The sequence below is a fragment of the Halomicroarcula saliterrae genome, from assembly GCF_031624395.1.
GTDB lineage: Archaea > Halobacteriota > Halobacteria > Halobacteriales > Haloarculaceae > Haloarcula > Haloarcula saliterrae.
Genome location: NZ_JAMQON010000007.1, coordinates 176,127 through 196,565 on the forward strand (window position 1 = coordinate 176,127; position 20,439 = coordinate 196,565).

Consider the following 20,439-nt stretch of genomic DNA (forward strand, 5'->3'; position numbering starts at 1 on the left):
GTTAGTCGTATATTCTCGTATGTCGTCACAGGAAGTGTCTCTTCGAAGCACCGTCGGCGGACTCACCGCGGAAGGCAGACTGCACACGCTCTCCGTCTGGTTCATCCTCGCCTTGCGTATCATGATGGGCGTGGCGTTCTTCCAGAGCGGGTTCGATAAGGTGCTGTCCGGGGGCTTCAGCGCGTCCGGCTACCTCACGAACGCCCCGCAGGCCAACGGGAGCCCCGCGGCCGGGCTCTTCACCGCGATGGGGTCGGCGCCGTGGTTCGTCGACTTCGTGAACGTCGCCGTCCCGTGGGGCGAGTTGCTCATCGGACTCGGGCTCATCGTCGGCGCGCTCACCCGCCTCGCGGCGTTCTGGGGCGCAGCCATGATGCTCCTGTTCTACCTCGGGAACTGGGACATCGCCCACGGCTACATCAACGGCGACTTCGCGTACATGCTCGTGTTCCTCTCGGTCGCGGCCTTCGGCGCGGGCCGAATCATGGGGCTCGACCAGTACATCGAGCGCTACGAGGTCGGCGGCGTGCCCCTGACCGAGCGGTTCCCGTGGATGCGGTACCTCCTTGGCTGACCCAGTCTACGGAGTTCGGTGCCGCCGCCGGGCGAGCCAGTGACTTAACATGTCAGCGAACGTAGGCCTGCCATGGACCCCGACGCCCAGTTTGCCTACACCAGGGCCATGAGCGAGCCAGAGGTCGAATCACACCTGCAACGCGTGGACCACGGCGTCCTCGCGCTGGCCGACAGTAACACCAGCTACGCTGTTCCGCTGTATCACCACTACGAGGACGGGCGGCTCTTTTTCCGGCTCGGCGAGACGCCCGACAACAGGAAAGCCGAGTACATCGAGACGACCGAGGCGGCGACCTACGTCGTCTTCGAGACCGAGGAGACGGCCGGCCCGGCGGAGGAACGCGGCTGGAGCGTCGTCGCTCGCGGCCCCATCGAGCAGGTGCCACAGAGTCATCCGGCCTACGACATCGAGTCCATCAACGAGCGGTTCCCACCCATCCGGCTGTTCGACGAGGCCCACGACGAGGTCGAGCTGACGCTGTACGAACTCGACGTCGAGCAGCTCTCGGGGCGGCGGAACTGACCGTCAGAGCGATTCCTCGACGACGAGGGTCCCCGCGACCCGGTCGCCGAGGCGCTGTGCGTCCTCGTCGAGCACGAGCACGGCGGCTTCGACGAGGAGCCAGACGGTCATCAGAAACAGCGCGATGAAAAAGCCCACGAGGGGGACGAGCACGCTCGAAAGCGCCATCAGCGGCAGCGGCGCGAGGAGCACTGCGGTCCGTTCGAGCGCCTGTTGTCGTGTTATCGCGGTGCCGTCCTCGCTCACCACCACGAGGTCGAGCAGCCGCATCCCGAGCGTCTGGCCTTTCAGCTGGAGCTGGACGACGAAGTAGCCGCCGACCACGAGGGCGATGAGGAGCCACAGGGCGAAACCCAGCGCCAGATCCAACAGGCTGGAGCCGACCATCGCCGCCGTCCCGGGCGAATCGGCGGCCACCGCGCCCAGCGACGAACCCACACCGACGAGCGTTCGGATGACAGCGAACACGAACCACAGCGTCGCGGCCACGACGCTCGACAGCGTGAAGTCGACGAGAAATGCCACCGTCCGGATCACCCGGACCGACGCCATACCGGAAGGGTCTATCGCAGACACAGTTGTCTCGGAGTGGATACGGACACAGTAAAAACTGCTGTTCGGGGGGAGAAACTAACGCTCGCCCCGAAAACGGCCGGATTCGTCGGCCGGTTCCAGCGTGAATCCCAGCCCCTCGTAGAACGGGCGCAGGTCCGCGTCGAAGGCCGCCGTCAGGCGCTCTCGCCGGTCGGCGGCCGCCTCGACCAGTTCGGTCCCGATGCCCTGCCCGCGTCGGCGCCGACGGACCGCGACGGCGTCGACGTGGTCCCCGTCGAGCACGAGCGCGCCGAGGACCCGCTCCCCGTCCCCGGAGACGGCCACGAGCACGTCGTCGTCGGCGATGGCGTCCCGGACGGCGGCCGCGTCCGCTTCGAGCACCGCGCCGTCGAGGACGTTCATCACGTCCGGCAGGTCCGCGACAGCGGCTTCGCGGACGGCGGTCATGCGTCGCGGGCGTCGTCGATGGCCGACAGCAGGTCGTCGACGCTGGGCCGATCGAACGTCGACTTGCCGCGGTACTGCCAGACGACTGCCGGCTCGTCCCGCAGGTCGACGAGCACGGCTTCGGGCATCCGCCCGAGGAAGTCGCTCCAGTCGCCCAGGAAGCCAAAGCGAACGGGCTGGTCGTAGGCGTCGCCGGCCGTCGTCTCGGGGTCCGCGACCAGCGGATAGGGGAGGTCGTAGCTGTCCTGCCACTCGCGGACCGTCTCCGGCGGCTCGGGGACGATGGAGACCACCTCGGTGTTCCGGCCGGCGAACTCGTCGTAGCGGCCCGCGACGGTCTGGACCTGCTTTCGGCAGTTCGTGCAGTAGTGGTCCCGCTGGAACAGGAGGAGGGCGAAGTCGTGGTCGGCGGCGAGTCCGGACAGCGACAGCGGGTCGGGACCCGGCCCGACGTTGGGCAGGGAGAAGTCGGTCGCCTCGATGGACATGGCAGTCATAGACTCTCGACGGGCAAAAACGAGGGGTTACGGAGTGGTGACCAAACACCGTCACGGCGACCGCGCATTTTTCACTCGGGTCGCCCACGTCCCGGTATGGACGATGCGGCGCGCGAGAAGCTCCTGCGACGTGTCAACCGCCAGAGCGCGACGGTCGGAGTGTCGCTGCCGGAGACGGTCACTGTCGGCGGCGAGGAACTACCGCTGGCGGAGTTCGTCATCGAGACCCGGACGGTCCCGGGGGTCCCACCGGAGAGTCGGGGCCTGCTCGCTAGCGCCAAAGAGACGCTGCGAACCGAGCGCGCCGAGCGGCTGGAACGGCTGGAGTCCGCGCCGCTGGACCGCGAGGAGGCGGAGACGCTGGCCGACGAGATTATCGGTATCGACCGGGCGCTGCACGCCCTGGAGAACATCAGACAGCCGGACTACGGCGAGACGGCACGGACGGCCGACGTCGAGGACCACAAACGGTGGTCGGCGTTTCTCGACCAGCTCAGCTAGCCAGTGGCCGTCGCGGCGCTCAGCCGCCCTTGATGAGCCGGACGACGCGGACGTGTTCGCTCTCGACCGGCTGGTTCGTCGGGACCGTTCGGTCCCCGACCATCACCGACACCTCGTGCGGTGAGAGTTCGAGCGGACCGAGCAGGTCGGCGTAGGTGGCGTCCTCTGGGACGGTGACCTCGTGGGTCTCTTCGCCGGCCACCTCGACGGTGACGTGCATGTCGATGTCATTCGTGATGGCGGGCTTCAGTGTGTCGGCTGGGAACGGACGTGGCTGTGCGGAGCCTCCGGCTCCGCGAGGGGCAGAATGTGCGAAGCGCCTTCGGGGCTTTCCGGCTGTTCGCAGTGGCGGTGCCGAACGCAGTGTCCGCGACGGCTCCTAGCTCGGCCCCTTTATCCGGGCGGGCGTCGAGACACGCGTATGGTCGTTGGAGACGTTACCACGGGAACGGAGTTACTGGTCATCGGTGGCGGGCCGGGCGGCTACGTCGCCGCCATCAGAGGCGCCCAGCTGGGCCTCGATACGACGCTGGTCGAACGGGACGCCTACGGGGGGACCTGTCTCAACCACGGCTGTATCCCCTCGAAAGCGCTCATCTCGGCGGCCGACGTGGCCCACGACGCCCGGGAGGCCGAGGGGATGGGCGTCTTCGCGGACCCCGCCGTCGACATGAACGCGATGACGGAGTGGAAAGACGGGGTGGTCACCCGGCTGACGCGGGGCGTCGAGTCGCTGTGTAAGTCCGCGGGGGTCAATCTCGTCGAGGGGACCGCCGAGTTCGTCGACGAGGAGACGGTCCGGGTGGCCCACGGCGGCGAGGGGCAGGGCTCCGAGACCGTCGCCTTCGAGCACGCCGTCGTCGCGACCGGGAGCCGGCCCATCGAGGTACCGGACCTGCCCTTCGACGGCGAGCAGATCCTCTCCTCGCGCGAGGCGCTGGCCCTCGAAACGGTGCCCGACGACCTGCTCGTCGTCGGGGCGGGCTACATCGGGATGGAGCTGTCGACGGTGTTCGCGAAGCTCGGCGCGGACGTGACCGTCGTCGAGATGCTGGACGACGTGTTGCCGGGCTACGAGGACGACGTGGCCGCCGTGGTGCGCGAGCGCGCCGAGTCGCTGGGCGTCGGCTTCGCCTTCGGCGAGGCCGCGAGCGGCTGGGAGCCCCTCGACGACGGGCGCATCCGCGTGGCGACGACCGACGAGGACGACGGCATCGAGGAGTACCACGCCGAGAAGGCCCTCGTGGCCGTCGGTCGCGAACCGGTCACCGACACGCTCGGCCTCGACAACGTCGACCTCGACCCCGACGGGGACGGGTTCCTCGCGACGGACGAGCAGGCCCGGACCGAGCTGGACGGCGTCTTCGCCGTCGGCGACGTGGCCGGTGAGCCGATGCTGGCCCACAAGGCGATGGCCGAGGGCGAGGTGGCCGCCGAGGTCGCGGCGGGCGAGCCGTCGGCCCTGGACCACCAGGCCGTCCCCGCCGCCGTCTTCACCGACCCCGAAATCGGGACCGTCGGCATGACGTACGCCGAGGCCCGCGAGGCCGGCTTCGACCCCGTCGTCGGCGAGATGCCGCTCAGAGCGAGCGGCCGGGCGCTGACGCTCGACGAGCGCGAGGGGTTCGTCCGGCTCGTCGCCGACGCGGATACGGAGTTCCTGCTCGGGGCCCAGATTGTCGGCCCCGAGGCCTCCGAACTCGTCGCCGAGGTCGGGCTGGCCATCGAACTGGGCGCGCGACTCGAAGATATCGCGGGGACGATACACACCCATCCCACGCTCTCCGAGGCCGTCCACGAGGCCGCCAAGGCCGCTCGCGGCGAGGCCATCCACACGCAGTGAGGAGCCCACGAGGGCAGCCTCAAAAGCAGTCACAAAAGTTATATTCTCGCTTGGGAAACCACCGCCAGAACCGGCAAGATATATGACCACCGACACTCCGTCAGACGACCACATCACGAGCGCGATTCTCTCCGGTAGTACGTACGAACGCGTCCGCTACGAACGCCACGCCTTCCTCCGCCAGTCGGTCCCGCGCACGCTGACGCTCCAGAGCGCGCTGCTCGGACTGCTCGCGGTACTGCTCCCGGTGTACGGGCTCTTCCCGCAGAGCGTCGCCGGCTTCCTCCCCGCGACCGACCCCGGCACCGCCTCGCCGAAGGTACTGCTGTTGGGCGTGTTCGGCGGGCTGTTGGAACTGCTCGGCGCGGCGCTGCTCGTCGGGACGGCGCTGTACCGCCTCCGGCAGGCGCCGCTGTCGGAATCGCAGGCTCACACGGCGCTCGACGTCGAGGACTTCGCCAGATACGTCGGGCTCGGCACCGGCGGGCTGGCCATCCTGCTGACGGTCTGTCTGTTCGCCGTGGGCCTCGGCGGCGAGGCGGCCCTCAGTAGCTACATCGCGACGGCAGGGGCCAACCCCTTCGTCGCCTCTGGTATCGGCCTCCCCGTCGCCACGGTCTCGCTGGTGGCTTTCAGCGCCAGCGTCGCCGTCTTCTACGCGGGGAGCTATCTCTCCGTGCGGCTGTCGCTGGCCCGGCAACGCGGCGAGTGACTACCCCGGCCACCTTTCAGCCTCGCCCGCCAGATTGGGGCATGGCCAACGACACCTTCGACATCGGTGGCGACCTGACGGTCAACCGACTCGGCTTCGGCGCGATGCGCCTCACCGGCGACGGCGTCATCGGCGAGCCGGACGACGTCGGGAACGCTCACGACGTACTGCGACGGACCGTCGAACTCGGCGTCGACTTCATCGACACCGCCGACTCCTACGGCCCCGGCGTCTCCGAACGGCTCATCGGCGAGGCGCTCGACCCCGGCCGCGAGGATCTCGTCGTCGCGACGAAAGGGGGCCTGCTGCGCAACACCGACGGCGACTGGCTCGCCCACGGCGACCCCGACTACCTCCGCAACGCCCACCTCTGTTCGCTGGACCGGCTGGGCGTCGACACCATCGACCTCTACCAGCTCCACCGGCCCGACCCGGACACCCCCTTCGAGGACTCCGTCCACGCGCTGGCGGAGCTGAAAGACGAGGGGCTGATTCGCCACGTCGGCCTCTCGAACGTCAGCGTCGACCAGCTGGAGACGGCCCGCGATATCGTCGACGTGGCGACGGTCCAGAACCAGTACAACGTCGCCAACCGCGACGCCCAGGCAGTCCTCGACGCGTGTGAGAACTACGGCGTCGGCTTCATCCCGTGGTTCCCGCTCGCGGCCGGGGACCTCGATGAGGTCGACGGCATCGGCGATATCGCCGACGCCCACGAGGCCACGCCCCACCAGATAGCGCTGGCGTGGCTCCTGCGGTCCTCCGAGGTGACGCTGCCGATTCCGGGGACCGCCGACATCGCGCATCTGGAGCAGAACGTCGCCGCCGCCGACATCGAACTCACGGACGCGGAACTGGCGACGCTCAGCTGACGACCACCGTCCTTTTGTCCCCGAACGGAGTACCGCTCCACATGACGACTATCACGCTGGGGCCGTCCGGGACGTACTCCCACCGGGCCGCCCGGGCAGTCGCCGACGACGGCGACATCGCCTTCGCCGAATCGATGACCGCTATCGTCGAGGCCGTCGCCGACGGCGAGGCCGACCGCGGCGTCGTCCCCGTCGAGAACAGCATCGAGGGGTCGGTCACGGAGTCGCTCGACGCGTTCACCAACCACGACGTGGCCGTCGTCCGGGAGATAATCACGCCCATCCGCCACGCCCTGCTGGCACAGGACGACTCGTTCTCGCTCGTCGCCAGCCACGCACAGGCGCTGGCCCAGTGTCGCGGCTGGCTGGAGGAACACTACCCCGGCGTCGACGTGGAGGCCGTCGCCTCGACGGCCCGCGGCGTCGAGCGCGCCCGCGAGGACCCCGACGTGGCCGCCATCGGCCACCCGGACAACGCCGGCGACGGCCTCCAGTTGCTGGCCGAGGACATCCAGGACCAGTCCTCGAACGCGACCCGCTTCGTCGCCGTCGCGCCGACCAGCGAGCGCGCCGAAGGCGGCGGCAAGACCTCCTTCATCGTCTACCCCAACGCCGACTACCCCGGACTGTTGCTCGAACTGCTGGAACCCTTCGCCGACCGCGACATCAATCTCACGCGCGTCGAATCGCGCCCAAGCGGCGAGCGACTCGGCGACTACGTCTTCCACATCGACGTCGCCGCCGGGCTCTACGAGGAGCGCACCCAGAAGGCGCTGGCGGACATCGAAGCACTCGCGGAGAAGGGCTGGGTCCGTCATCTCGGCTCCTACGACACCGAGACCGTGATAGATTAGACGGGGTGGGCGTCAGCGTCCGGTTGTTCGGCCCGGTCTGTCTCGTTCGGTGAGACGTTCCGGCGGCGGCGGTGCTGGATACAGGGCGCGTTTCGGTCACTCTGGCTGATATGGGTTTGTTGCGATGTCGAGGCGGTAGACGTCCTCGGCAGCGTCGAAATCATCGTCGAACGCGTAGAGATACCCGAGTCCCTCTGCTTGCATATGTGCGACGATACAGGAGTCGACGAACGAAAAGCGCTCGTGGTGTCGAAAGAGCGCTTTCGCTGTGGCAAACCCGTCCGCCGTCAACGAGTCGATGTGGAATCGCGTGTTCTCTTCGACCCGATCGAGAAAGTCGACAGCGGCGCCATGACCAGCGTGTGTTGTTAATCCATTGAGTGTCTCGGCGAGCACGTAATCGAGGACAACCGCTTCCGGCAGAGCAGCGGTATCGATTCCCTTGAGGATAGGGAGAGCAGCATCGTGAGCGCTGTCTCGGCGGTACGTCGCCGCGAAGAGAACAGTCGTATCGACGAGTACGCGCGGCATCTATTCGGAATCTACGCCCCAGTTATCGTGTTCGCTCTCGACCGCTGTCGCCTCACCGCCCTCGTAGCCGTCGAAGTCACTGAACGTACCGCTACGTTGCTGGACAACCTGCACACGGAGCGTCCCGCTGTCCTCGATGTGCCAGCGGAGTTTGTCACCATCGTCGATGTCGAGCTCCCGACGGATGCGGGCGGGAATGTTCGCCTGGTTCCCCGAAACCTTGCTCTCGGAGTCGACGCTATCACTACTCATATATCGGACTACGAGACCATCCCGGATAAACTATAGTGTGCGCCCACACTAGCTCGCCTCGGCTGAAACATACACCCTCTGTATTCAGCACGGCCTTCGTGTCAGCCCCATCGACAGAGCCGATGCTGCCTGACGAGGCGGCCTGAACGGCCCGGGGGATACATGCGGCGAGGGGACGTTCTGACGACCGACGGAGAGGAACCGCACTAACTCCGGCTGAACGCTCAAGTCCTTAAGTTCCGGGAGCGTGTACACTCGCCCATGAGCGACCGCGACCCACTCGGAGAGATAGAGCGCGCCTTCGACGTGCTGGGCGACCAGTTCGGCGTCGCCGCCGGCACCGTCCCGACCGACGTCGTCGACGAGGGCGACAGCTTCGTCGTCCACGCCGACCTCCCCGGCTACGACAGCGACGACATCGACGTCCAGCTGGCCGAGGGACGAACCCTCACTATCAGCGCGGAGCAAAGCGAGGAGAGCGAGGTCGAGAGCGGAACCTACGTCCAGCGCGAGCGCCGCCGGCAGTCGACGAGCCGGACGGTCAGGCTCCCCGAAGCGGTCGAGGAGAGCGAGACGGCCGCGAGCTACGAAGGGGGCGTGCTCACGGTCACGCTGCCGAAAGTCACCGCCGAGGACGACGGCGGGACCAACATCCCGGTGAACTGAGATGGTGCTCGAACCCGGCGAGTCGGTCCCCGACGTCGTCGCCGAGAACCAGCGCGGCGAGCGGGTCCGCCCCGACTTCGCGACGCCGACGGTGCTGTACTTCTACCCGAAAGACGACACGCCGGGCTGTGCCACCGAGGCCAGGGAGTTCGAGGACGAGGCCGACCGCTACGAGGAGTACGGCGTCTCGGTGTACGGCGTCTCGACCGACGACGTCGAGAGCCACGCCGCCTTCGCCGAGAGCGAGAACGTCTCCTTCGACCTGCTCGCTGACTCCGACGGCAACGTCGCCGAGGCGTTCGGCGTGGAACTCGTCGACGGCCACGCCCGGCGGACGACGTTCGTCATCGCCCACAACCAGGTCGTCGGGCTGTACGAGGGCGTGCGGCCGGACGGCCACGCGAGCGACGTGCTCCGGGACCTCGGCGAAGCGGGGTTGCTCCGGACGTAGTCACGACAGCCTACGACGCGAGCACCACACTGGTCAGCGTACCGGCGACGACGGCCCCGACGATTTTGAAGAGCATCCTCGAGACGAACCCGAAGGCCGCGACGAGCAGAAATCCGAGACCCGCATCGGGCGCGAGAACCAAGTTCGTGAGGGTCCCGACGACCACGCCGAGCGAGAACGTGTTTCCGGTCGGTCGTGAGCCCCCCTCGCAACTCCGAATCCCCTGCACTCTCGCGAGTCATATGCGCTACTCGGTTGTCCGGCGAAATGAAACCTGGCGGACAGCGCCGACCAACGCGAGACCGGCGGAAGGCCGGATAGCCCGCAGTTACGCCTCGATGTCGATAGCGGGCCGACCCGGTTCGGCTTTCGACGCGAGGCTGTCGTCGGCCTCCTCGGCCGACTGAACCACCACGTCGGCGCCGAACTCGCGCTCGACGAGCCACGCGGCCCGCCGGAGCGCGCTCAGTTCGCGCTCGGGCGGCAGGTGTTCGTCGATGTTGGCCCGGCCGGCCAGCGTCTTCGCGAAGTCGGCGGCGGCCTCGCCGTGGCGCTGGAGCTCCTCGTTTTGCATCACCGCGGGGACGACGTTGTCGGCCTCGCGAGCTATCGAGACGACCTCGTGCTTCCAGTCGGGCGCCACCGCGAGCGTGATGGTCTCGGGGTTCTCGATGCCGACCGTGTCGACGATGTCCCGGACGTCCTCGCGGGTGTTCTCGACCAGCCGGCGCTCGATGTCGTAGTCGGCGGGTGCCTCGGCGCTGGGCCACTCGGTCTCGGCGATCAGTCCGTCACCGTCCAGTTGCTGCCACAGCTCCTCGCCGACGTGGGGCGCGACCGGCGCCAGCAGTTTGGCGGCGGTCACCAGCCCGCGCTCGAAGGTCGCCCGGTCGGGGTCCGTGGCCTCCCGGTACCGGCGCAGCAGGGAGACCAGTTCACGCACCGCCTGCAGAGCGTGGTTGAAGCGGAACCGCTCGTACTCCTCGGTGGCGCGGGCGGCCGTGGCGTCGATTTCGCGGGCGACGTACTCCGCAATCTCGCCCCCTTCTCCGAACGTGATCTCGCCGTCCGCGAACTCGTCGACCAGCCGGTAGACGTTCTGCAGGAAGCTGTGGGCCGACTGCACCCCCTCGGCGCTCCAGGCGAACTCCTTCTCGGGCTGGGCGGCCTCCATGATGAACAGCCGGGCGGTGTCGGCGCCGTACTCGTCGATGATTCGCTGTGGCGAGACGCCGTTGCCGCGGCTCTTGGACATCTTGTTGCCGTTCTCGCCCAGCACCATCCCCTGGTTCGTGAGGTTCACGAACGGCTCGCGAACGCCGTCGAGCAGGTCGACGTCGTCGAGCACCTTCGTGAAGAAGCGGGCGTACAGCAGGTGCATCACGGCGTGTTCGATGCCGCCGACGTACTGGTCGACGGGCATCCAGTCGCTCGCCCGCGCGGTGTCGAAGGGCGCGTCGGCGAGCTCGGGCGAGACGTACCGCAGGAAGTACCACGAGGAGTCGACGAACGTGTCCATCGTGTCGGTCTCCCGAACGGCGCTGCCCCCACAGTCCGGACAGCTCGTCTGTTTCCACTCCTCGGCCGCATCGAGGGGGTTGCCGGTGGTGTGGACGAACTCCGGCAGTTCGACCGGCAGGTCCTCGTCGGGGACTTCGACGTAGCCACAGTCCTCGCAGTGAATCATCGGAATCGGGGTGCCCCAGTAGCGCTGTCGCGAGATACCCCAGTCACGCAGGTTGTACTCCGTTCGGTGTTCGCCGTCGAACACCTCGACGAACTCCTCGCGGGCCTCCGCGCTCGTGAGCCCGTCGAACTCGCCGCTGTTGACCAGCAGGCCGTCTTCGGTGTAGGCCGCCTCCTGAACGTCGACGTCCTCGGGATCCACGTCGGCATCGGCGACGGGCTCGACGACCTGCTCGATATCGATATCGTGGTGCTGTGCGAACTCGTGGTCGCGGTCGTCGTGGGCCGGCACCGCATAGAGCGCGCCGGTGCCCACGTCGGTCAGGACGTAGTCGGCGACGTAGACCGGAATCTCCTCGCCGGTCGCCGGATTCGTCGCGTACTCGCCGGTGAAGACGCCGGAGGTGACTTCCAAGTCGTCCGCCTCGGCCTGCTCGGCCATCTCGACGTAGTCGGCCACCTCGTCGTTCTCCTCGGCGATTTCCCGAGCGACCGGGTGGCCCGGCGCCAGCGAGAAGTAGGTCGCGCCGTGGATGGTGTCCAGCCGCGTCGTGAAGATGTCGACTTCGCCGTACTCGGAGACCTCGAAGGCGACGCTGGCGCCCTCCTGCTTGCCGATCCAGTTGCGCTGCATCTCCCGGACGTTGTTGGGCCAACCCTCCAGACCGTCCAGCCCGTCCAGTAGCTCCTCGGCGTAGTCGGTGATGGTGAGGAACCACTGGTCCATCTCGCGGTGTTCGATGGGGGTGTCACACCGCCAGCACAGTTCCGCCTCGCCCTCGACCTGCTCGTCCGCCAGCACCGTCTCACAGGAGGGACACCAGTTCAGCTCTGCCGCCTGGCGCTCGACCAGACCGGCCTCGCGGAACTGCTTGAACAGCCACTGGTTCCACTGGTAGTACTCCGGTTCGCAGGTGGTGACCTCCCGCTCCCAGTCGTAGCCAAAGCCCATCTCGACGAACTGGTCGCGCATCTGGTCGATGCATTTCATCGTCCAGTCCCGCGGGTTCGTATCGCGCTCCTCGGCGGCGTTCTCGGCGGGCAAGCCAAAGGAGTCCCACCCCATCGGGTGGAGCACGCTCTCCCCGCGCATCCGCTCGAAGCGGGCGAAGGCGTCCGTGATAGTGTAGTTGCGGACGTGGCCCATATGCAGTTGCCCCGAGGTGTAGGGGAACATCGCCAGCACGTACTCGGGGTCGGTGGCGTCGTCGTCGATGCGGAACACGTCGGCCTCGTCCCAGGCCGACTGCCAGCGCGGCTCGACCTCGCTGTGGTCGAACGCCCGCTCGCGCTCCTCGCCGGTCGTAGTCATGATAGTGGGTCGGACACCGACGTTGCTATAGCTTTCCCTTCACGGGACCCAGAAATCGGCCGTGGCCTTATGCCCGTCACAGACGTATCAATCAGTATGAGTGACGCCGACGACGGCGACGATTCGCGGCTCCCCGGGCCGCTCCGAACGGTGACGCCGCCGTCGGGAACGCATCCCGACGCCCAGATGGACGTCATCGGCTGGCTGATATTCCTGGGGCTGCTCATCCTGTTGCTCCCCGTCCTCCCGCTTCTCCTCGTCATCTGGCTTATCGACAGGGCCAGGGGGGCGCTGGGGCGGCGGTGACCGGCGGAGATACGTTTATTCGTCGGGCCGACGAACCGAGAACTATGTCAGCAGACTCCGACGAGGCCGGCGATTCCCTCCTCCCGGAACCGCTCCGGTCGGTGACACCCTCCTCGCGAACGCGCCCGAACGAGAGCATGGACGCCATCGGCTGGGGGATGCTCCTCGGGTTGCTCGTCCTGCTCTTTCCGCTGCTCCCGTTCATCCTCATCGTCTGGCTCATCTCGAAAGCGACCGAAGCGCTGACACCGAGTTAGGTCCCCACGAGCGAGAACTCGGTCCCCTCGCCGGCCTCGCGGGCGTTCTCGTAGGCGACGTGGGCCGCCGCCACGTCCTGAATCGCCAGTCCCGTCGAGTCAAAGAGGGTGAGACCGTCACTCGGCTCCCGCCCGGCCAGCTCGCCGGCGACGATAGCGCCGAGTTCCCCGTAGATGTCGTCGTCGCGCAGGACGCCCTCGCTCCACGGGACGTTGATTTCACCGGAGTGGGTGCACTGCTCGTAGTCGTCGATGACGAGCTTCGCGTCGAGCAGGGTCCGGTCGGCGTGTTCGTGCTTCCCGGCGGCGTCGGCCCCGATAGCGTTGACGTGAGTGTGCTCGCCCAGCCACTCCCGGTCGACGATGGGCGACTCGACGGGGGTTATCGTCGAGAGCACGTCACACGCAGCGGCCTCGGCGATAGACCCCGCCCGGGCGTCGAAGCGTCCGGCGAACTGGTCGACGAAGGCCTGCTGTTTCTCGGCGCTCTGGTCGGCGATGACCACCCGCTCGATGTCCCGCACCGCCGCGATAGCTTCCAGTTGGGTGTACGACTGGACGCCGGCCCCGACGAGCCCCAGCGAGTCCGCGTCGGGGACAGCGAGATGGTCGGTCGCCACCGCGGCCGCCGCGCCCGTCCGCAGGCGTGTGAGGTTCGTCCCGTCCATCACCGAAAGCGGGAACGCTGTCTCGGGGTCCGAATAGATGAGCGTCCCCAGTACCGTGGGCAGGTCGTGGTCGGCGGGGTTGTCCGGATGGACGTTGACCCACTTCACAGCCGCGGCGTCCCAGTCGCCCGCATGGACGTACGCCGGCATCGACCGGAAGTCGCCGTTGTACGCGGGGAGGTCGATGTAGGACTTGGCCGGCATGATGGTGTCGCCGCGGGCATCGGCCGCGAACGCGGCCGCCACGGCGTCGATGACCGACGGCAGATCGGCGTGTTCCGCCACGTCGTCGGGACCGAGCAACAGCGTCTGCATGCGCTAGTCTGGGGCGCGGCTGCACTTAAAAGCCGACGCGGTGTGTGTCCGGAACTGCGAACCAGCGTCCGGAGAGACTGTTTCGAGCCGTATCCGTGTCCTGTTCGAGACGGGCAGAGCGTCTACCCTCCACGCCGCGACGTTCGTCACCTGTGACGCGGCCGATTTCGATGGGGGTCCGGCGAGGCAACTGCTGGACGTGGATATCGTGGAGACTGAGGAGTGACAGGTACAGTGGTCAGTACAGATGGTGAACTGACCGGTTTAACGTTGATTGTTCCGTTATCGGGGGTCCGCCACGGTTCTGCATAACAGCGAGCACAGGGACCACACCTGAAGACAACCAGACACTGTCACTCAACGGTACTCTTCGACGTCAACGACCTGTTTGGTCTCTTCGCGCGTGAGGTCACTGTCCCCGGAGACCACGGGCGCATCAAGTTCCCGGCCCACGGCAGCGATGAGACCGTCCATCCCCACGAGGAACGGGCCTTGCGGTCCAACCTCGCTAGCGATTTCGCCGGCTATCTCTGCCGTCTCCTCGTCGGTCTCGTAAACCTCACCCCACGAGAGGTCAGCTTTTACCGCTGCTACATCCCCGTCCGGGGCGTTCCCCTCTCCGACAAGGATCTCGGCGTACGCTGGGGCCGGGAGAATGAACCGTTCATCGTCATGGGCCAGTAGGTACTCGGCGGTGGCGTCGACACCGTTGAGATAGTCGATGAGAAACGTCGCGTTGAGTACTTTCATTCGTCATCCGCCAGCCGACGCATCCGGTCTTTCGACTTCTGCTTGGACTTTTCACGTGTCTTTCGGACCCGGTCAGCCTGTTTGTCCGACCACCGGCCGAACCCAGCCATGAGGTCGCGGTCGTCCTCAAGCATCCGCTGCAACACATCGTTATAGCTCTCGCCCTCCCGCCGGCGGCGGTCAAGTTCTCGCTTCACCGTATCACTAACTCGAATCTGCTCATCTGCGGTCGCCATTTTGCGTTGACGTTCGCGTTGACAGGGATTAATCCTTGTGGGGACAAACCATGGAACGGAACGGGCAACCCAATAGGCGCACGGGTGGCGTCACGAAATGTGTTGCCGGCTCTGTTGAAAGCCTCAGAGAGTTACAGATTCGAGCGGTAGTGCAACTGAATGCAGGCCCTCCCAAAGTCGCAGTTGCTTCGGTTCGTTAAGCAGGCGTATCACTTGGCTCGTCGTGCGGGTGCTCGCTACTCGTCGAAGTTCTCAAAACAGCGGTACACACTTCACCAGCACATCGTCTTGCTCTGTCTCAAGGTACGAAAGAATACGACGTACCGGATGCTTCTCGACGAGCTGATCGAGATGCCTCGGATTCGTAGAGCCATCGACCTTGAGGAACTTCCAACACCTTCGACACTGTGTAAGGCGTTCAATCGCCTCGACATGGCCGTATGGCGTGTCCTGCTCAACCTTTCGGTCACACTCCTTCCGACCAACGGTGTCGTCGGTATCGATGCCTCCGGGTTCGACCGCAGCCACGCCTCAAAACACTACACAAAGCGAGCGAAGTTGACGATTCAGTAGTTGAAAGTCACGCTCCTCGTAGACACGAGGTCGAACGCAATCATCGACGTACACGTGACGACGACACGAAAACACGACTCGAAAATTGCGCCGTCGCTCATCAAGCATCGAGCGTTCTCGTCACTCCACAAGGCGTGGAATGCTCGGTTGGATGCGGATCTCTACGGCCAGCGTAGTCAATCCGAGACAGTCAACTCTACGCTCAAGCGGAGATACGGCGCATTCGTCCGCTCACAGCACTGGTGGAAACAGTTTCGGGAACTCACCATCGCCTGTTTCACCCACAACATCGACCGATCACTCTGATTAGCAGGTTCAGAGGAATAATTTATCGCCGATCCAATTGTTGTGTCCATCATGAAGTCTTGGTCCTCGGCGTTGGTCGGTATCGGAATCGGTGCCGTACTTGGCTATGTCTTTGGAATACAGCGTGGGGATTTGTGGATTGGGGGCAGTATTGCAGTTACGTCGTCAATCGCAGGGTACGGTTTTCTTGCGTATCCCCAATATCGAACCAGATGGTCTGGTCCTCACTCGAAATTCTGGTACACTCTCGTCGGTGTGCTGGGACCCACGCTGATGCTTCTTACACCAAACAGTACGCTTCTCTCCGATGATCTGTCCATTGTGGTTTTCCTGGGTTGTCTCTGGCTCGGTGGCGTGTATGCTGGTGTGGCACTTGCACACGAGTCCCCCAGCAATACCGATAACGAAGCACCATCTACTTCGCAATCGTCTCCTAGCGATTGAAGCTCGGTGCGCACGATTGATACACCAAGAATAGTGTCTGGGTATTAGGATTTCAACAGAGCCGTGTTGCCTGAAGGTGTTAGGTGGGATTTTAGCGACAGTGAGATATAGCAAAATCGTAAAAGACCATCCGGCGCGCGCAGCGCGCCGGTTCAGCCGCGGCGCGCGGACCGTTGCGCCGCGAAGCGGCGCGAGGGAGCACGCAGCGATTTTTCCCCAAGTTTTTGCCTGAACGAGCGCCGCAAAGCGGCGCGAGTGAAGTGCAAAAAGTGGGCTTACATCATGCCGCCCATGCCGCCGCCCATACCGCCGGGCGCGCCGCCTGGGCCGCCGGGGCCGCCCTCGTCCCCGTCACCGGAGGTCGAGAGGTCGCCCGCGGCGATGATGTCGTCGATCTTGAGCACGAGGTTCGCGGCCTCTGCAGCAGAGGAGATCGCCTGTCGCTTCGCGTGTGACGGCTCGACGACACCCGTTTCGAGGGTGTCCTCGACGTCGCCGCTGAAGACGTTCAGGCCGGCGCTGACCTGACCGTCCTCGTGGGCAGCGCGGAGGTCGACCAGCGTGTCGATGGAGTCCAGCCCGGCGTTGTTCGCGAGCGTGCGCGGGATGATCTCCAGCGCGTCGGCGAAGGCCTCGACGGCGAGCTGTTCGCGGCCTTCGACGCCGTCGGCGAAGTCGCGCAGTCGGGCGGCGACCTCGACCTCGGGGGCACCGCCGCCGCCGAGCACCTGACCGTGGGAGACGGTGGCGGCGACGACGTCGAGGGCGTCCTGGACGCCGCGTTCGAGCTCGTCGACGACGTGGTCGGTCGAGCCGCGCAGGAGGAGCGTCACGCCGTGGGCGTCCTCGTTGGAGCCCTCGACGTAGAACAGCCCCTCGGCCTCGTCACGGGTGATCGAACCCTGTCCGAGGTCGGCCTCGCTCGCGGAGTCGAGGTCCGAGACGACGTTGGCGCCCAGAACCTCCTTCAGGAACTCGATGTCGGACTTCTTGGCCCGCTTGACGGCGAGGATACCCTTCTGGGCGAGGTAGTGCTGGGCCATGTCGTCGATGTTCTTCTGGCAGAACAGGACGTTCGCGCCGGTGGCTGCGACCTTGTCGACGAGGTCCTTGAGCTGCTGTTCTTCCTTGTCGAGGAAGTTCTGGAGCTGGCTCGGGTCGTCGACGGAGAGCTGAGCGTCGACCTCGGTCTCCTCCAGTTCGATGGCGGTGTCCATCAGGAGGACCTCGGCGTCTTCGACCTCGGTCGGCATCTCCTCGTGGACGGGGTCCTTGTCGACGACGGCACCTTCGAGCAGTTCGGAGTCGCCGGCGGCGCTGCCGGTCTGGGTCTCGATGTTGAGGTATTCGAGGTCGACGACGTGCCCGCCGTCCTCGGTCTCGACCGTGACGGCCTCGACGGCGTCGACGATGAGCTGGCCGAGCAGCTCCTTGTTGAGCTCCGCGCCCTTGCCGGTCATCGAGGTCTCGGCGACCTTCCGGAGGAGCTCCTCGTCGTCGGGGTCGACTTCGGTCGAGATAGCCTCGATCTCGTCTTTGGCCTCTTTGGCGGCCATGTCGAAGCCCTTGATGATGGCCGTCGGGTGGATGTCCTGGTCGAGGAGGTCCTCGGCGTTTTTCAGGAGCTCGCCGGCGATGGCGACGGCGGAGGTGGTGCCGTCACCGGCCTCGTCCTCCTGAGTCTCGGCGACCTCGACTATCATCGAGGCCGTCGGGTTGTCGATGTCCATCTCCGTGAGGATGGTGACGCCGTCGTTCGTGACGGTTACGTCCCCCATCGAGGAGACGAGCATCTTGTCCATCCCCTTCGGACCGAGTGTCGAGCGAACGGACTCGGCGACCGCCCGGGCGGCCGAGATGTTGTGTTCCTGTGCAGACTTGTCTTTCATCCGCTGGGAGTCCTCTCCCAGGATGATCATCGGCTGGCCCTGCATTTGACGCTGGCTCATAAACAGTGGGGAGATTGTATGTGGTTCTATATAAAAGTATGGGATAACGGTCGAGAGCGGCGGATGGTCGACACCACCGCGCCAGCCCCGAAACCACAGCACTGCGGTCGGACCGTCACAGTTCCGTGTGACAGAGTATCACAGACAGTGCGCCGCCGCGTCGGCGTTTTAAGTACTCACTCGACGGGCTCTTTCCAGTGGACGACGGCCGTTCCGACGATGAAGGCGTCGTCGGTGTCCCGGTCGCGCCGGAACTGGATGGTGTTTTGCCCCTGCTGGAGCTGCGTGTCGGCGATGGTGTCCATCCAGTACTGCCAGCCCTCGCCGGGCGCGATGTCGAAGCCCGTCAGTTCGGCCCCGTTGACCCGTATCTCGTGGGTGAACTCGCCGACGTCGTACACCTGCATCTCGACGTACGGCTCGACCGGCGCGTCGGTCGGGACCTCGAAGCTGATCTCGTCGGTGCGGTTCCCCGAGAACTCGGCCCAGGACACGTCCAGCGAGTCGGCCGACGGGCCGAGATGTTGCTGGAACGAACAGCGAGCGTAGTTAGCCCGGTGTGACATACCGGAGCGTCGGACGGCTGGCTGATAAATTGCGGTGGCCCTAGCAGGAACAACCGGATGCGCGAGTCACGCTGTAGTCGGCCAGAAAGCCCCGCTAGAAGTCCCTAGAGACGCTTCGCGTCTCCCGACCCCGGAGCCAGAGACTCCGATCGGTCCCACCCAGCGCTGTGTGACCAGCCGGTGTGGGTGGGTCTGAAAGGGGCCGAGCTATGGGCGAACCCCGGCGACGTAAGCACCGCAGGCCGGACCGAGGAGCGCAACGAGCCGCGGGAGCCCATAGCTCGGGGCTTTCTGGCTGGTTACCTCGTGTTCGCTCGACCAAATGCGTCCCCACCAGCTCCGCCTCAGTAGAGCGGCTCGGGACCGGGTGGCATCGCGCGCTTGTGCGCGCTGGACTCGTACATCTCCCGGACGTCCGCGACGACGCTCGGCGGGACGCCGATGTGGTCGGCGGTGGCGTCTTTCGGGACGCCGCCGTCGACGTGCAACGCGAGAACGGAATCGAGCGTGTCGTAGGTCATCCCCAGCTCCGTCGCGTCGGTCTGGCCCGTCCACATCTCCGCGCTCGCGGTCTTCTCGGCGAGGTCGTCGGGGACGCCGACGTGTTTGGCGAGCTGGCGGACCTGCTGTTTGTACAGCGTCGCGATGGGGTGACAGTCCACCGCCCCGTCGCCGTACTTCGTGTAGTACCCCACCAGCGCCTCGCTGCGATTGCCGGTGCCCAGCACCAGCGCCTCCTCGTGGTTCCCGACGAGGTAGTTCAACACGGCGCGACAGCGCACGCGGAGGTTCCCAACGGCGAGCTGGTCGCTCTCCGCCTCGGGGTAGGCGTCGAGGAAGGCGTCGACGAGCGGGTTGATCTCGATGACGTCGTAGTCGATGCCCAGCAGGTCGTTGGCGACCCGCTCGGCGTCGCTCATGTTGTCGGCGGCGTTGACCTCGCTCGGCATCACCAGCCCGTGGACGGCGTCGCGCCCGAGCGCCTCCACGGCCAGATGAGAGACCAGCGTGCTGTCGATACCGCCGGACAGCCCCATCACGGCGCGGTCGACGCCCGCGGCGTCTAGCTGGCCCTCGATGAACTCGGTAATGTGCTCGCGGTGCGCCTCGAGTTCGGTCTCCGAGAAGGAGAGGTCGAGCGGGTCCGTCGCTCGCATGACGGTGTCGGCGTCGGCCATACAGGATAGTCGGCCGCACGGAACAAATACCCATCCATCGGGGCGGTATTTTCGGACGGGCGTCCACTCGCCGGGCCGCTTTCGGGCACAGTGTCCACAGCACCGGAAACGCTACGTTCAAGTGCGCGCCGTGTGACGGTTCGACCAAGCGGCGGTGGCGAGCAGTTCCACGGGAACTGTGAACCTCGGCGCGAACACGGTACGCGCCGGTGTCGAGCGAATCAGCGGATTCGCGATGCATGGCGCACGAGCGAACGAACTGAGTGCCCTGCGCCGGTGGTCCAGTGGTAGGACATTGCCTTCCCAAGGCAATAGCCCGGGTTCAATTCCCGGCCGGCGCACTCCCTGCGGTCGATTGCCGGCCGATGTTCGCAAACGCGTTGCGTTTGCTCACTCCCGGCCGGCGCATTTTGCTGCGAGCAATTCGCGAGCAGCAACTGCGGAATCGAGGGAATTGAATCACGCGAGACGAAAGAAATGAATCTCGCCATCGGGTTCAATTCCCGGCCGGCGCACTCCCTACGGTCGATTGCCGGTCGATGTTCGCAAACGCGTTGCGTTTGCTCACTCCCGGCCGGCGCATTTTGCTGCGAGCAATTCGCGAGCAGCAACT

25 protein-coding genes, 1 tRNA gene and 1 pseudogene are annotated in these 20,439 nt (G+C 65.9%); 13 read left to right on the forward strand and 14 right to left on the reverse strand.

Features of this window, described 5'->3' with window-relative positions; translation table 11 throughout:
- Positions 1-19 precede the first annotated feature (19 nt).
- Both NDI56_RS20040 and NDI56_RS20045 read left to right on the forward strand, forming a co-directional pair.
- A complete protein-coding gene (locus tag NDI56_RS20040; protein ID WP_310921583.1) occupies positions 20-574 on the forward strand; it encodes a DoxX family protein in 555 nt (184 codons plus the stop codon).
- Positions 575-646: 72 nt separating this feature from the next.
- Positions 647-1,099 carry a pyridoxamine 5'-phosphate oxidase family protein gene (locus NDI56_RS20045; protein WP_310921584.1) on the forward strand — a complete coding sequence of 151 codons (453 nt, stop codon included), beginning with the start codon at positions 647-649 and terminating at the stop codon, positions 1,097-1,099.
- A gap of 3 nt (positions 1,100-1,102) precedes the next feature.
- On the opposite strand, the gene NDI56_RS20050 is transcribed toward NDI56_RS20045, so the two are convergent.
- The 3 genes from NDI56_RS20050 to NDI56_RS20060 form a co-directional block, all read right to left on the reverse strand.
- A complete protein-coding gene (locus NDI56_RS20050) occupies positions 1,103-1,624 on the reverse strand; it encodes an RDD family protein (RefSeq protein ID WP_310921585.1) in 522 nt (173 codons plus the stop codon).
- A gap of 105 nt (positions 1,625-1,729) precedes the next feature.
- A complete protein-coding gene (locus NDI56_RS20055; RefSeq protein ID WP_310921587.1) occupies positions 1,730-2,101 on the reverse strand; it encodes a GNAT family N-acetyltransferase in 372 nt (123 codons plus the stop codon).
- The gene (locus tag NDI56_RS20060; protein WP_417936049.1) at positions 2,098-2,589 is read right to left on the reverse strand and encodes a peroxiredoxin family protein; all 492 of its coding nucleotides are present in this window, start codon (positions 2,587-2,589) and stop codon (positions 2,098-2,100) included. The genes NDI56_RS20055 and NDI56_RS20060 overlap by 4 nt, the downstream gene beginning before the upstream one ends.
- Positions 2,590-2,694: 105 nt before the next feature.
- Between NDI56_RS20060 and NDI56_RS20065 the strand changes: the two genes are divergently transcribed.
- A complete protein-coding gene (locus NDI56_RS20065) occupies positions 2,695-3,099 on the forward strand; it encodes a DUF5788 family protein (RefSeq protein ID WP_310921590.1) in 405 nt (134 codons plus the stop codon).
- Positions 3,100-3,118: 19 nt separating this feature from the next.
- On the opposite strand, the gene samp2 is transcribed toward NDI56_RS20065, so the two are convergent.
- Entirely contained in the window at positions 3,119-3,319 is a 201-nt protein-coding gene (gene samp2 / locus NDI56_RS20070) for a ubiquitin-like small modifier protein SAMP2 (protein ID WP_310921591.1), read from the reverse strand.
- Positions 3,320-3,520: 201 nt separating this feature from the next.
- Between samp2 and lpdA the strand changes: the two genes are divergently transcribed.
- The 4 genes from lpdA (at position 3,521) to pheA (ending at position 7,380) form a co-directional block, all read left to right on the forward strand.
- Entirely contained in the window at positions 3,521-4,942 is a 1,422-nt protein-coding gene (gene lpdA / locus NDI56_RS20075; RefSeq protein ID WP_310921592.1) for a dihydrolipoyl dehydrogenase, read from the forward strand.
- Positions 4,943-5,024: 82 nt separating this feature from the next.
- Positions 5,025-5,654 carry a hypothetical protein gene (locus NDI56_RS20080; protein ID WP_310921593.1) on the forward strand — a complete coding sequence of 210 codons (630 nt, stop codon included), beginning with the start codon at positions 5,025-5,027 and terminating at the stop codon, positions 5,652-5,654.
- Between the two features lie 41 nt (positions 5,655-5,695).
- A complete protein-coding gene (locus tag NDI56_RS20085) occupies positions 5,696-6,526 on the forward strand; it encodes an aldo/keto reductase (RefSeq protein ID WP_310921595.1) in 831 nt (276 codons plus the stop codon).
- Positions 6,527-6,567: 41 nt separating this feature from the next.
- Positions 6,568-7,380: a prephenate dehydratase gene (gene pheA / locus NDI56_RS20090; RefSeq protein ID WP_310921596.1), complete on the forward strand. Its 813-nt coding sequence runs from the start codon at positions 6,568-6,570 to the stop codon at positions 7,378-7,380.
- Between the two features lie 96 nt (positions 7,381-7,476).
- Here pheA and NDI56_RS20095 read toward each other — a convergent pair whose 3' ends face one another.
- The gene (locus tag NDI56_RS20095; protein ID WP_310921597.1) at positions 7,477-7,911 is read right to left on the reverse strand and encodes a PIN domain-containing protein; all 435 of its coding nucleotides are present in this window, start codon (positions 7,909-7,911) and stop codon (positions 7,477-7,479) included.
- Positions 7,912-8,163 (reverse strand): AbrB/MazE/SpoVT family DNA-binding domain-containing protein, encoded by a 252-nt coding sequence (locus tag NDI56_RS20100; protein WP_310921598.1) that lies wholly within the window; start codon positions 8,161-8,163, stop codon positions 7,912-7,914.
- A gap of 261 nt (positions 8,164-8,424) precedes the next feature.
- Here NDI56_RS20100 and NDI56_RS20105 point away from each other — a divergent pair, with 261 nt between their 5' ends.
- Both NDI56_RS20105 and NDI56_RS20110 read left to right on the forward strand, forming a co-directional pair.
- Entirely contained in the window at positions 8,425-8,829 is a 405-nt protein-coding gene (locus NDI56_RS20105; RefSeq protein ID WP_310921599.1) for an Hsp20/alpha crystallin family protein, read from the forward strand.
- A 1-nt stretch (position 8,830) separates the two neighbouring features.
- Positions 8,831-9,280: a peroxiredoxin gene (locus NDI56_RS20110; RefSeq protein ID WP_310921600.1), complete on the forward strand. Its 450-nt coding sequence runs from the start codon at positions 8,831-8,833 to the stop codon at positions 9,278-9,280.
- Between the two features lie 10 nt (positions 9,281-9,290).
- Here the strand turns inward: NDI56_RS20110 and NDI56_RS20115 are convergent, their stop codons facing one another.
- Both NDI56_RS20115 and leuS read right to left on the reverse strand, forming a co-directional pair.
- Positions 9,291-9,446 carry a hypothetical protein gene (locus NDI56_RS20115; RefSeq protein WP_310921601.1) on the reverse strand — a complete coding sequence of 52 codons (156 nt, stop codon included), beginning with the start codon at positions 9,444-9,446 and terminating at the stop codon, positions 9,291-9,293.
- A gap of 162 nt (positions 9,447-9,608) precedes the next feature.
- Positions 9,609-12,278, reverse strand: coding sequence for a leucine--tRNA ligase (gene leuS / locus NDI56_RS20120; RefSeq protein ID WP_310921602.1), 2,670 nt, complete (start codon positions 12,276-12,278; stop codon positions 9,609-9,611).
- Positions 12,279-12,374: 96 nt separating this feature from the next.
- On the opposite strand from leuS, the gene NDI56_RS20125 reads away from it, so the two are divergent.
- Positions 12,375-12,584 (forward strand): DUF7535 family protein, encoded by a 210-nt coding sequence (locus NDI56_RS20125; RefSeq protein ID WP_310921603.1) that lies wholly within the window; start codon positions 12,375-12,377, stop codon positions 12,582-12,584.
- Between the two features lie 44 nt (positions 12,585-12,628).
- Entirely contained in the window at positions 12,629-12,841 is a 213-nt protein-coding gene (locus NDI56_RS20130) for a DUF7535 family protein (RefSeq protein WP_310921604.1), read from the forward strand.
- Here the strand turns inward: NDI56_RS20130 and NDI56_RS20135 are convergent.
- The 3 genes from NDI56_RS20135 to NDI56_RS20145 form a co-directional block, all read right to left on the reverse strand.
- Positions 12,838-13,824 carry an ornithine cyclodeaminase family protein gene (locus NDI56_RS20135; RefSeq protein WP_310921605.1) on the reverse strand — a complete coding sequence of 329 codons (987 nt, stop codon included), beginning with the start codon at positions 13,822-13,824 and terminating at the stop codon, positions 12,838-12,840. The genes NDI56_RS20130 and NDI56_RS20135 overlap by 4 nt on opposite strands.
- A gap of 357 nt (positions 13,825-14,181) precedes the next feature.
- Positions 14,182-14,574, reverse strand: a complete 393-nt coding sequence (locus NDI56_RS20140) for a PIN domain-containing protein (protein WP_310921606.1) — start codon at positions 14,572-14,574, stop codon at positions 14,182-14,184.
- Positions 14,571-14,810, reverse strand: coding sequence for an antitoxin VapB family protein (locus tag NDI56_RS20145; protein ID WP_310921607.1), 240 nt, complete (start codon positions 14,808-14,810; stop codon positions 14,571-14,573). Before NDI56_RS20145 ends, NDI56_RS20140 begins: the two co-directional genes overlap by 4 nt.
- Before the next feature lie 159 nt (positions 14,811-14,969).
- On the opposite strand from NDI56_RS20145, the pseudogene NDI56_RS20150 reads away from it, so the two are divergent.
- Positions 14,970-15,689, forward strand: a pseudogene (locus tag NDI56_RS20150) (transposase).
- A 719-nt stretch (positions 15,690-16,408) separates the two neighbouring features.
- On the opposite strand, the gene thsB reads toward NDI56_RS20150, so the two are convergent.
- From thsB to NDI56_RS20165, 3 genes are all read right to left on the reverse strand, one after another.
- Positions 16,409-18,082 carry a thermosome subunit beta gene (thsB, locus tag NDI56_RS20155; protein WP_417936047.1) on the reverse strand — a complete coding sequence of 558 codons (1,674 nt, stop codon included), beginning with the start codon at positions 18,080-18,082 and terminating at the stop codon, positions 16,409-16,411.
- 176 nt (positions 18,083-18,258) lie between these two features.
- Entirely contained in the window at positions 18,259-18,648 is a 390-nt protein-coding gene (locus NDI56_RS20160; protein ID WP_310921609.1) for a DUF7383 domain-containing protein, read from the reverse strand.
- A gap of 344 nt (positions 18,649-18,992) precedes the next feature.
- On the reverse strand, positions 18,993-19,826 hold the full coding sequence (locus tag NDI56_RS20165) for an NAD+ synthase (protein WP_310921610.1): 834 nt from the start codon (positions 19,824-19,826) through the stop codon (positions 18,993-18,995).
- 270 nt (positions 19,827-20,096) lie between these two features.
- On the opposite strand from NDI56_RS20165, the gene NDI56_RS20170 reads away from it, so the two are divergent.
- A tRNA-Gly gene (locus NDI56_RS20170) sits at positions 20,097-20,167 on the forward strand.
- Positions 20,168-20,439 lie beyond the last annotated feature (272 nt).

What these genes read in the sequence shown, in the direction of transcription:
- NDI56_RS20040 (WP_310921583.1), top strand. Translation starts at nt 20, where the DNA reads ATGTCGTCACAGGAAGTGTCTCTTCGAAGCACCGTCGGCGGACTCACC.
- NDI56_RS20045 (WP_310921584.1), top strand. Translation starts at nt 647, where the DNA reads ATGGACCCCGACGCCCAGTTTGCCTACACCAGGGCCATGAGCGAGCCA.
- NDI56_RS20055 (WP_310921587.1), bottom strand. Translation starts at nt 2,101, where the DNA reads ATGACCGCCGTCCGCGAAGCCGCTGTCGCGGACCTGCCGGACGTGATG.
- NDI56_RS20060 (WP_417936049.1), bottom strand. Translation starts at nt 2,589, where the DNA reads ATGTCCATCGAGGCGACCGACTTCTCCCTGCCCAACGTCGGGCCGGGT.
- NDI56_RS20065 (WP_310921590.1), top strand. Translation starts at nt 2,695, where the DNA reads ATGGACGATGCGGCGCGCGAGAAGCTCCTGCGACGTGTCAACCGCCAG.
- samp2 (WP_310921591.1), bottom strand. Translation starts at nt 3,319, where the DNA reads ATGCACGTCACCGTCGAGGTGGCCGGCGAAGAGACCCACGAGGTCACC.
- lpdA (WP_310921592.1), top strand. Translation starts at nt 3,521, where the DNA reads ATGGTCGTTGGAGACGTTACCACGGGAACGGAGTTACTGGTCATCGGT.
- NDI56_RS20080 (WP_310921593.1), top strand. Translation starts at nt 5,025, where the DNA reads ATGACCACCGACACTCCGTCAGACGACCACATCACGAGCGCGATTCTC.
- NDI56_RS20085 (WP_310921595.1), top strand. Translation starts at nt 5,696, where the DNA reads ATGGCCAACGACACCTTCGACATCGGTGGCGACCTGACGGTCAACCGA.
- pheA (WP_310921596.1), top strand. Translation starts at nt 6,568, where the DNA reads ATGACGACTATCACGCTGGGGCCGTCCGGGACGTACTCCCACCGGGCC.
- NDI56_RS20095 (WP_310921597.1), bottom strand. Translation starts at nt 7,911, where the DNA reads ATGCCGCGCGTACTCGTCGATACGACTGTTCTCTTCGCGGCGACGTAC.
- NDI56_RS20100 (WP_310921598.1), bottom strand. Translation starts at nt 8,163, where the DNA reads ATGAGTAGTGATAGCGTCGACTCCGAGAGCAAGGTTTCGGGGAACCAG.
- NDI56_RS20105 (WP_310921599.1), top strand. Translation starts at nt 8,425, where the DNA reads ATGAGCGACCGCGACCCACTCGGAGAGATAGAGCGCGCCTTCGACGTG.
- NDI56_RS20110 (WP_310921600.1), top strand. Translation starts at nt 8,831, where the DNA reads ATGGTGCTCGAACCCGGCGAGTCGGTCCCCGACGTCGTCGCCGAGAAC.
- leuS (WP_310921602.1), bottom strand. Translation starts at nt 12,278, where the DNA reads ATGACTACGACCGGCGAGGAGCGCGAGCGGGCGTTCGACCACAGCGAG.
- NDI56_RS20125 (WP_310921603.1), top strand. Translation starts at nt 12,375, where the DNA reads ATGAGTGACGCCGACGACGGCGACGATTCGCGGCTCCCCGGGCCGCTC.
- NDI56_RS20130 (WP_310921604.1), top strand. Translation starts at nt 12,629, where the DNA reads ATGTCAGCAGACTCCGACGAGGCCGGCGATTCCCTCCTCCCGGAACCG.
- NDI56_RS20135 (WP_310921605.1), bottom strand. Translation starts at nt 13,824, where the DNA reads ATGCAGACGCTGTTGCTCGGTCCCGACGACGTGGCGGAACACGCCGAT.
- NDI56_RS20140 (WP_310921606.1), bottom strand. Translation starts at nt 14,574, where the DNA reads ATGAAAGTACTCAACGCGACGTTTCTCATCGACTATCTCAACGGTGTC.
- NDI56_RS20145 (WP_310921607.1), bottom strand. Translation starts at nt 14,810, where the DNA reads ATGGCGACCGCAGATGAGCAGATTCGAGTTAGTGATACGGTGAAGCGA.
- thsB (WP_417936047.1), bottom strand. Translation starts at nt 18,082, where the DNA reads ATGAGCCAGCGTCAAATGCAGGGCCAGCCGATGATCATCCTGGGAGAG.
- NDI56_RS20160 (WP_310921609.1), bottom strand. Translation starts at nt 18,648, where the DNA reads ATGTCACACCGGGCTAACTACGCTCGCTGTTCGTTCCAGCAACATCTC.
- NDI56_RS20165 (WP_310921610.1), bottom strand. Translation starts at nt 19,826, where the DNA reads ATGGCCGACGCCGACACCGTCATGCGAGCGACGGACCCGCTCGACCTC.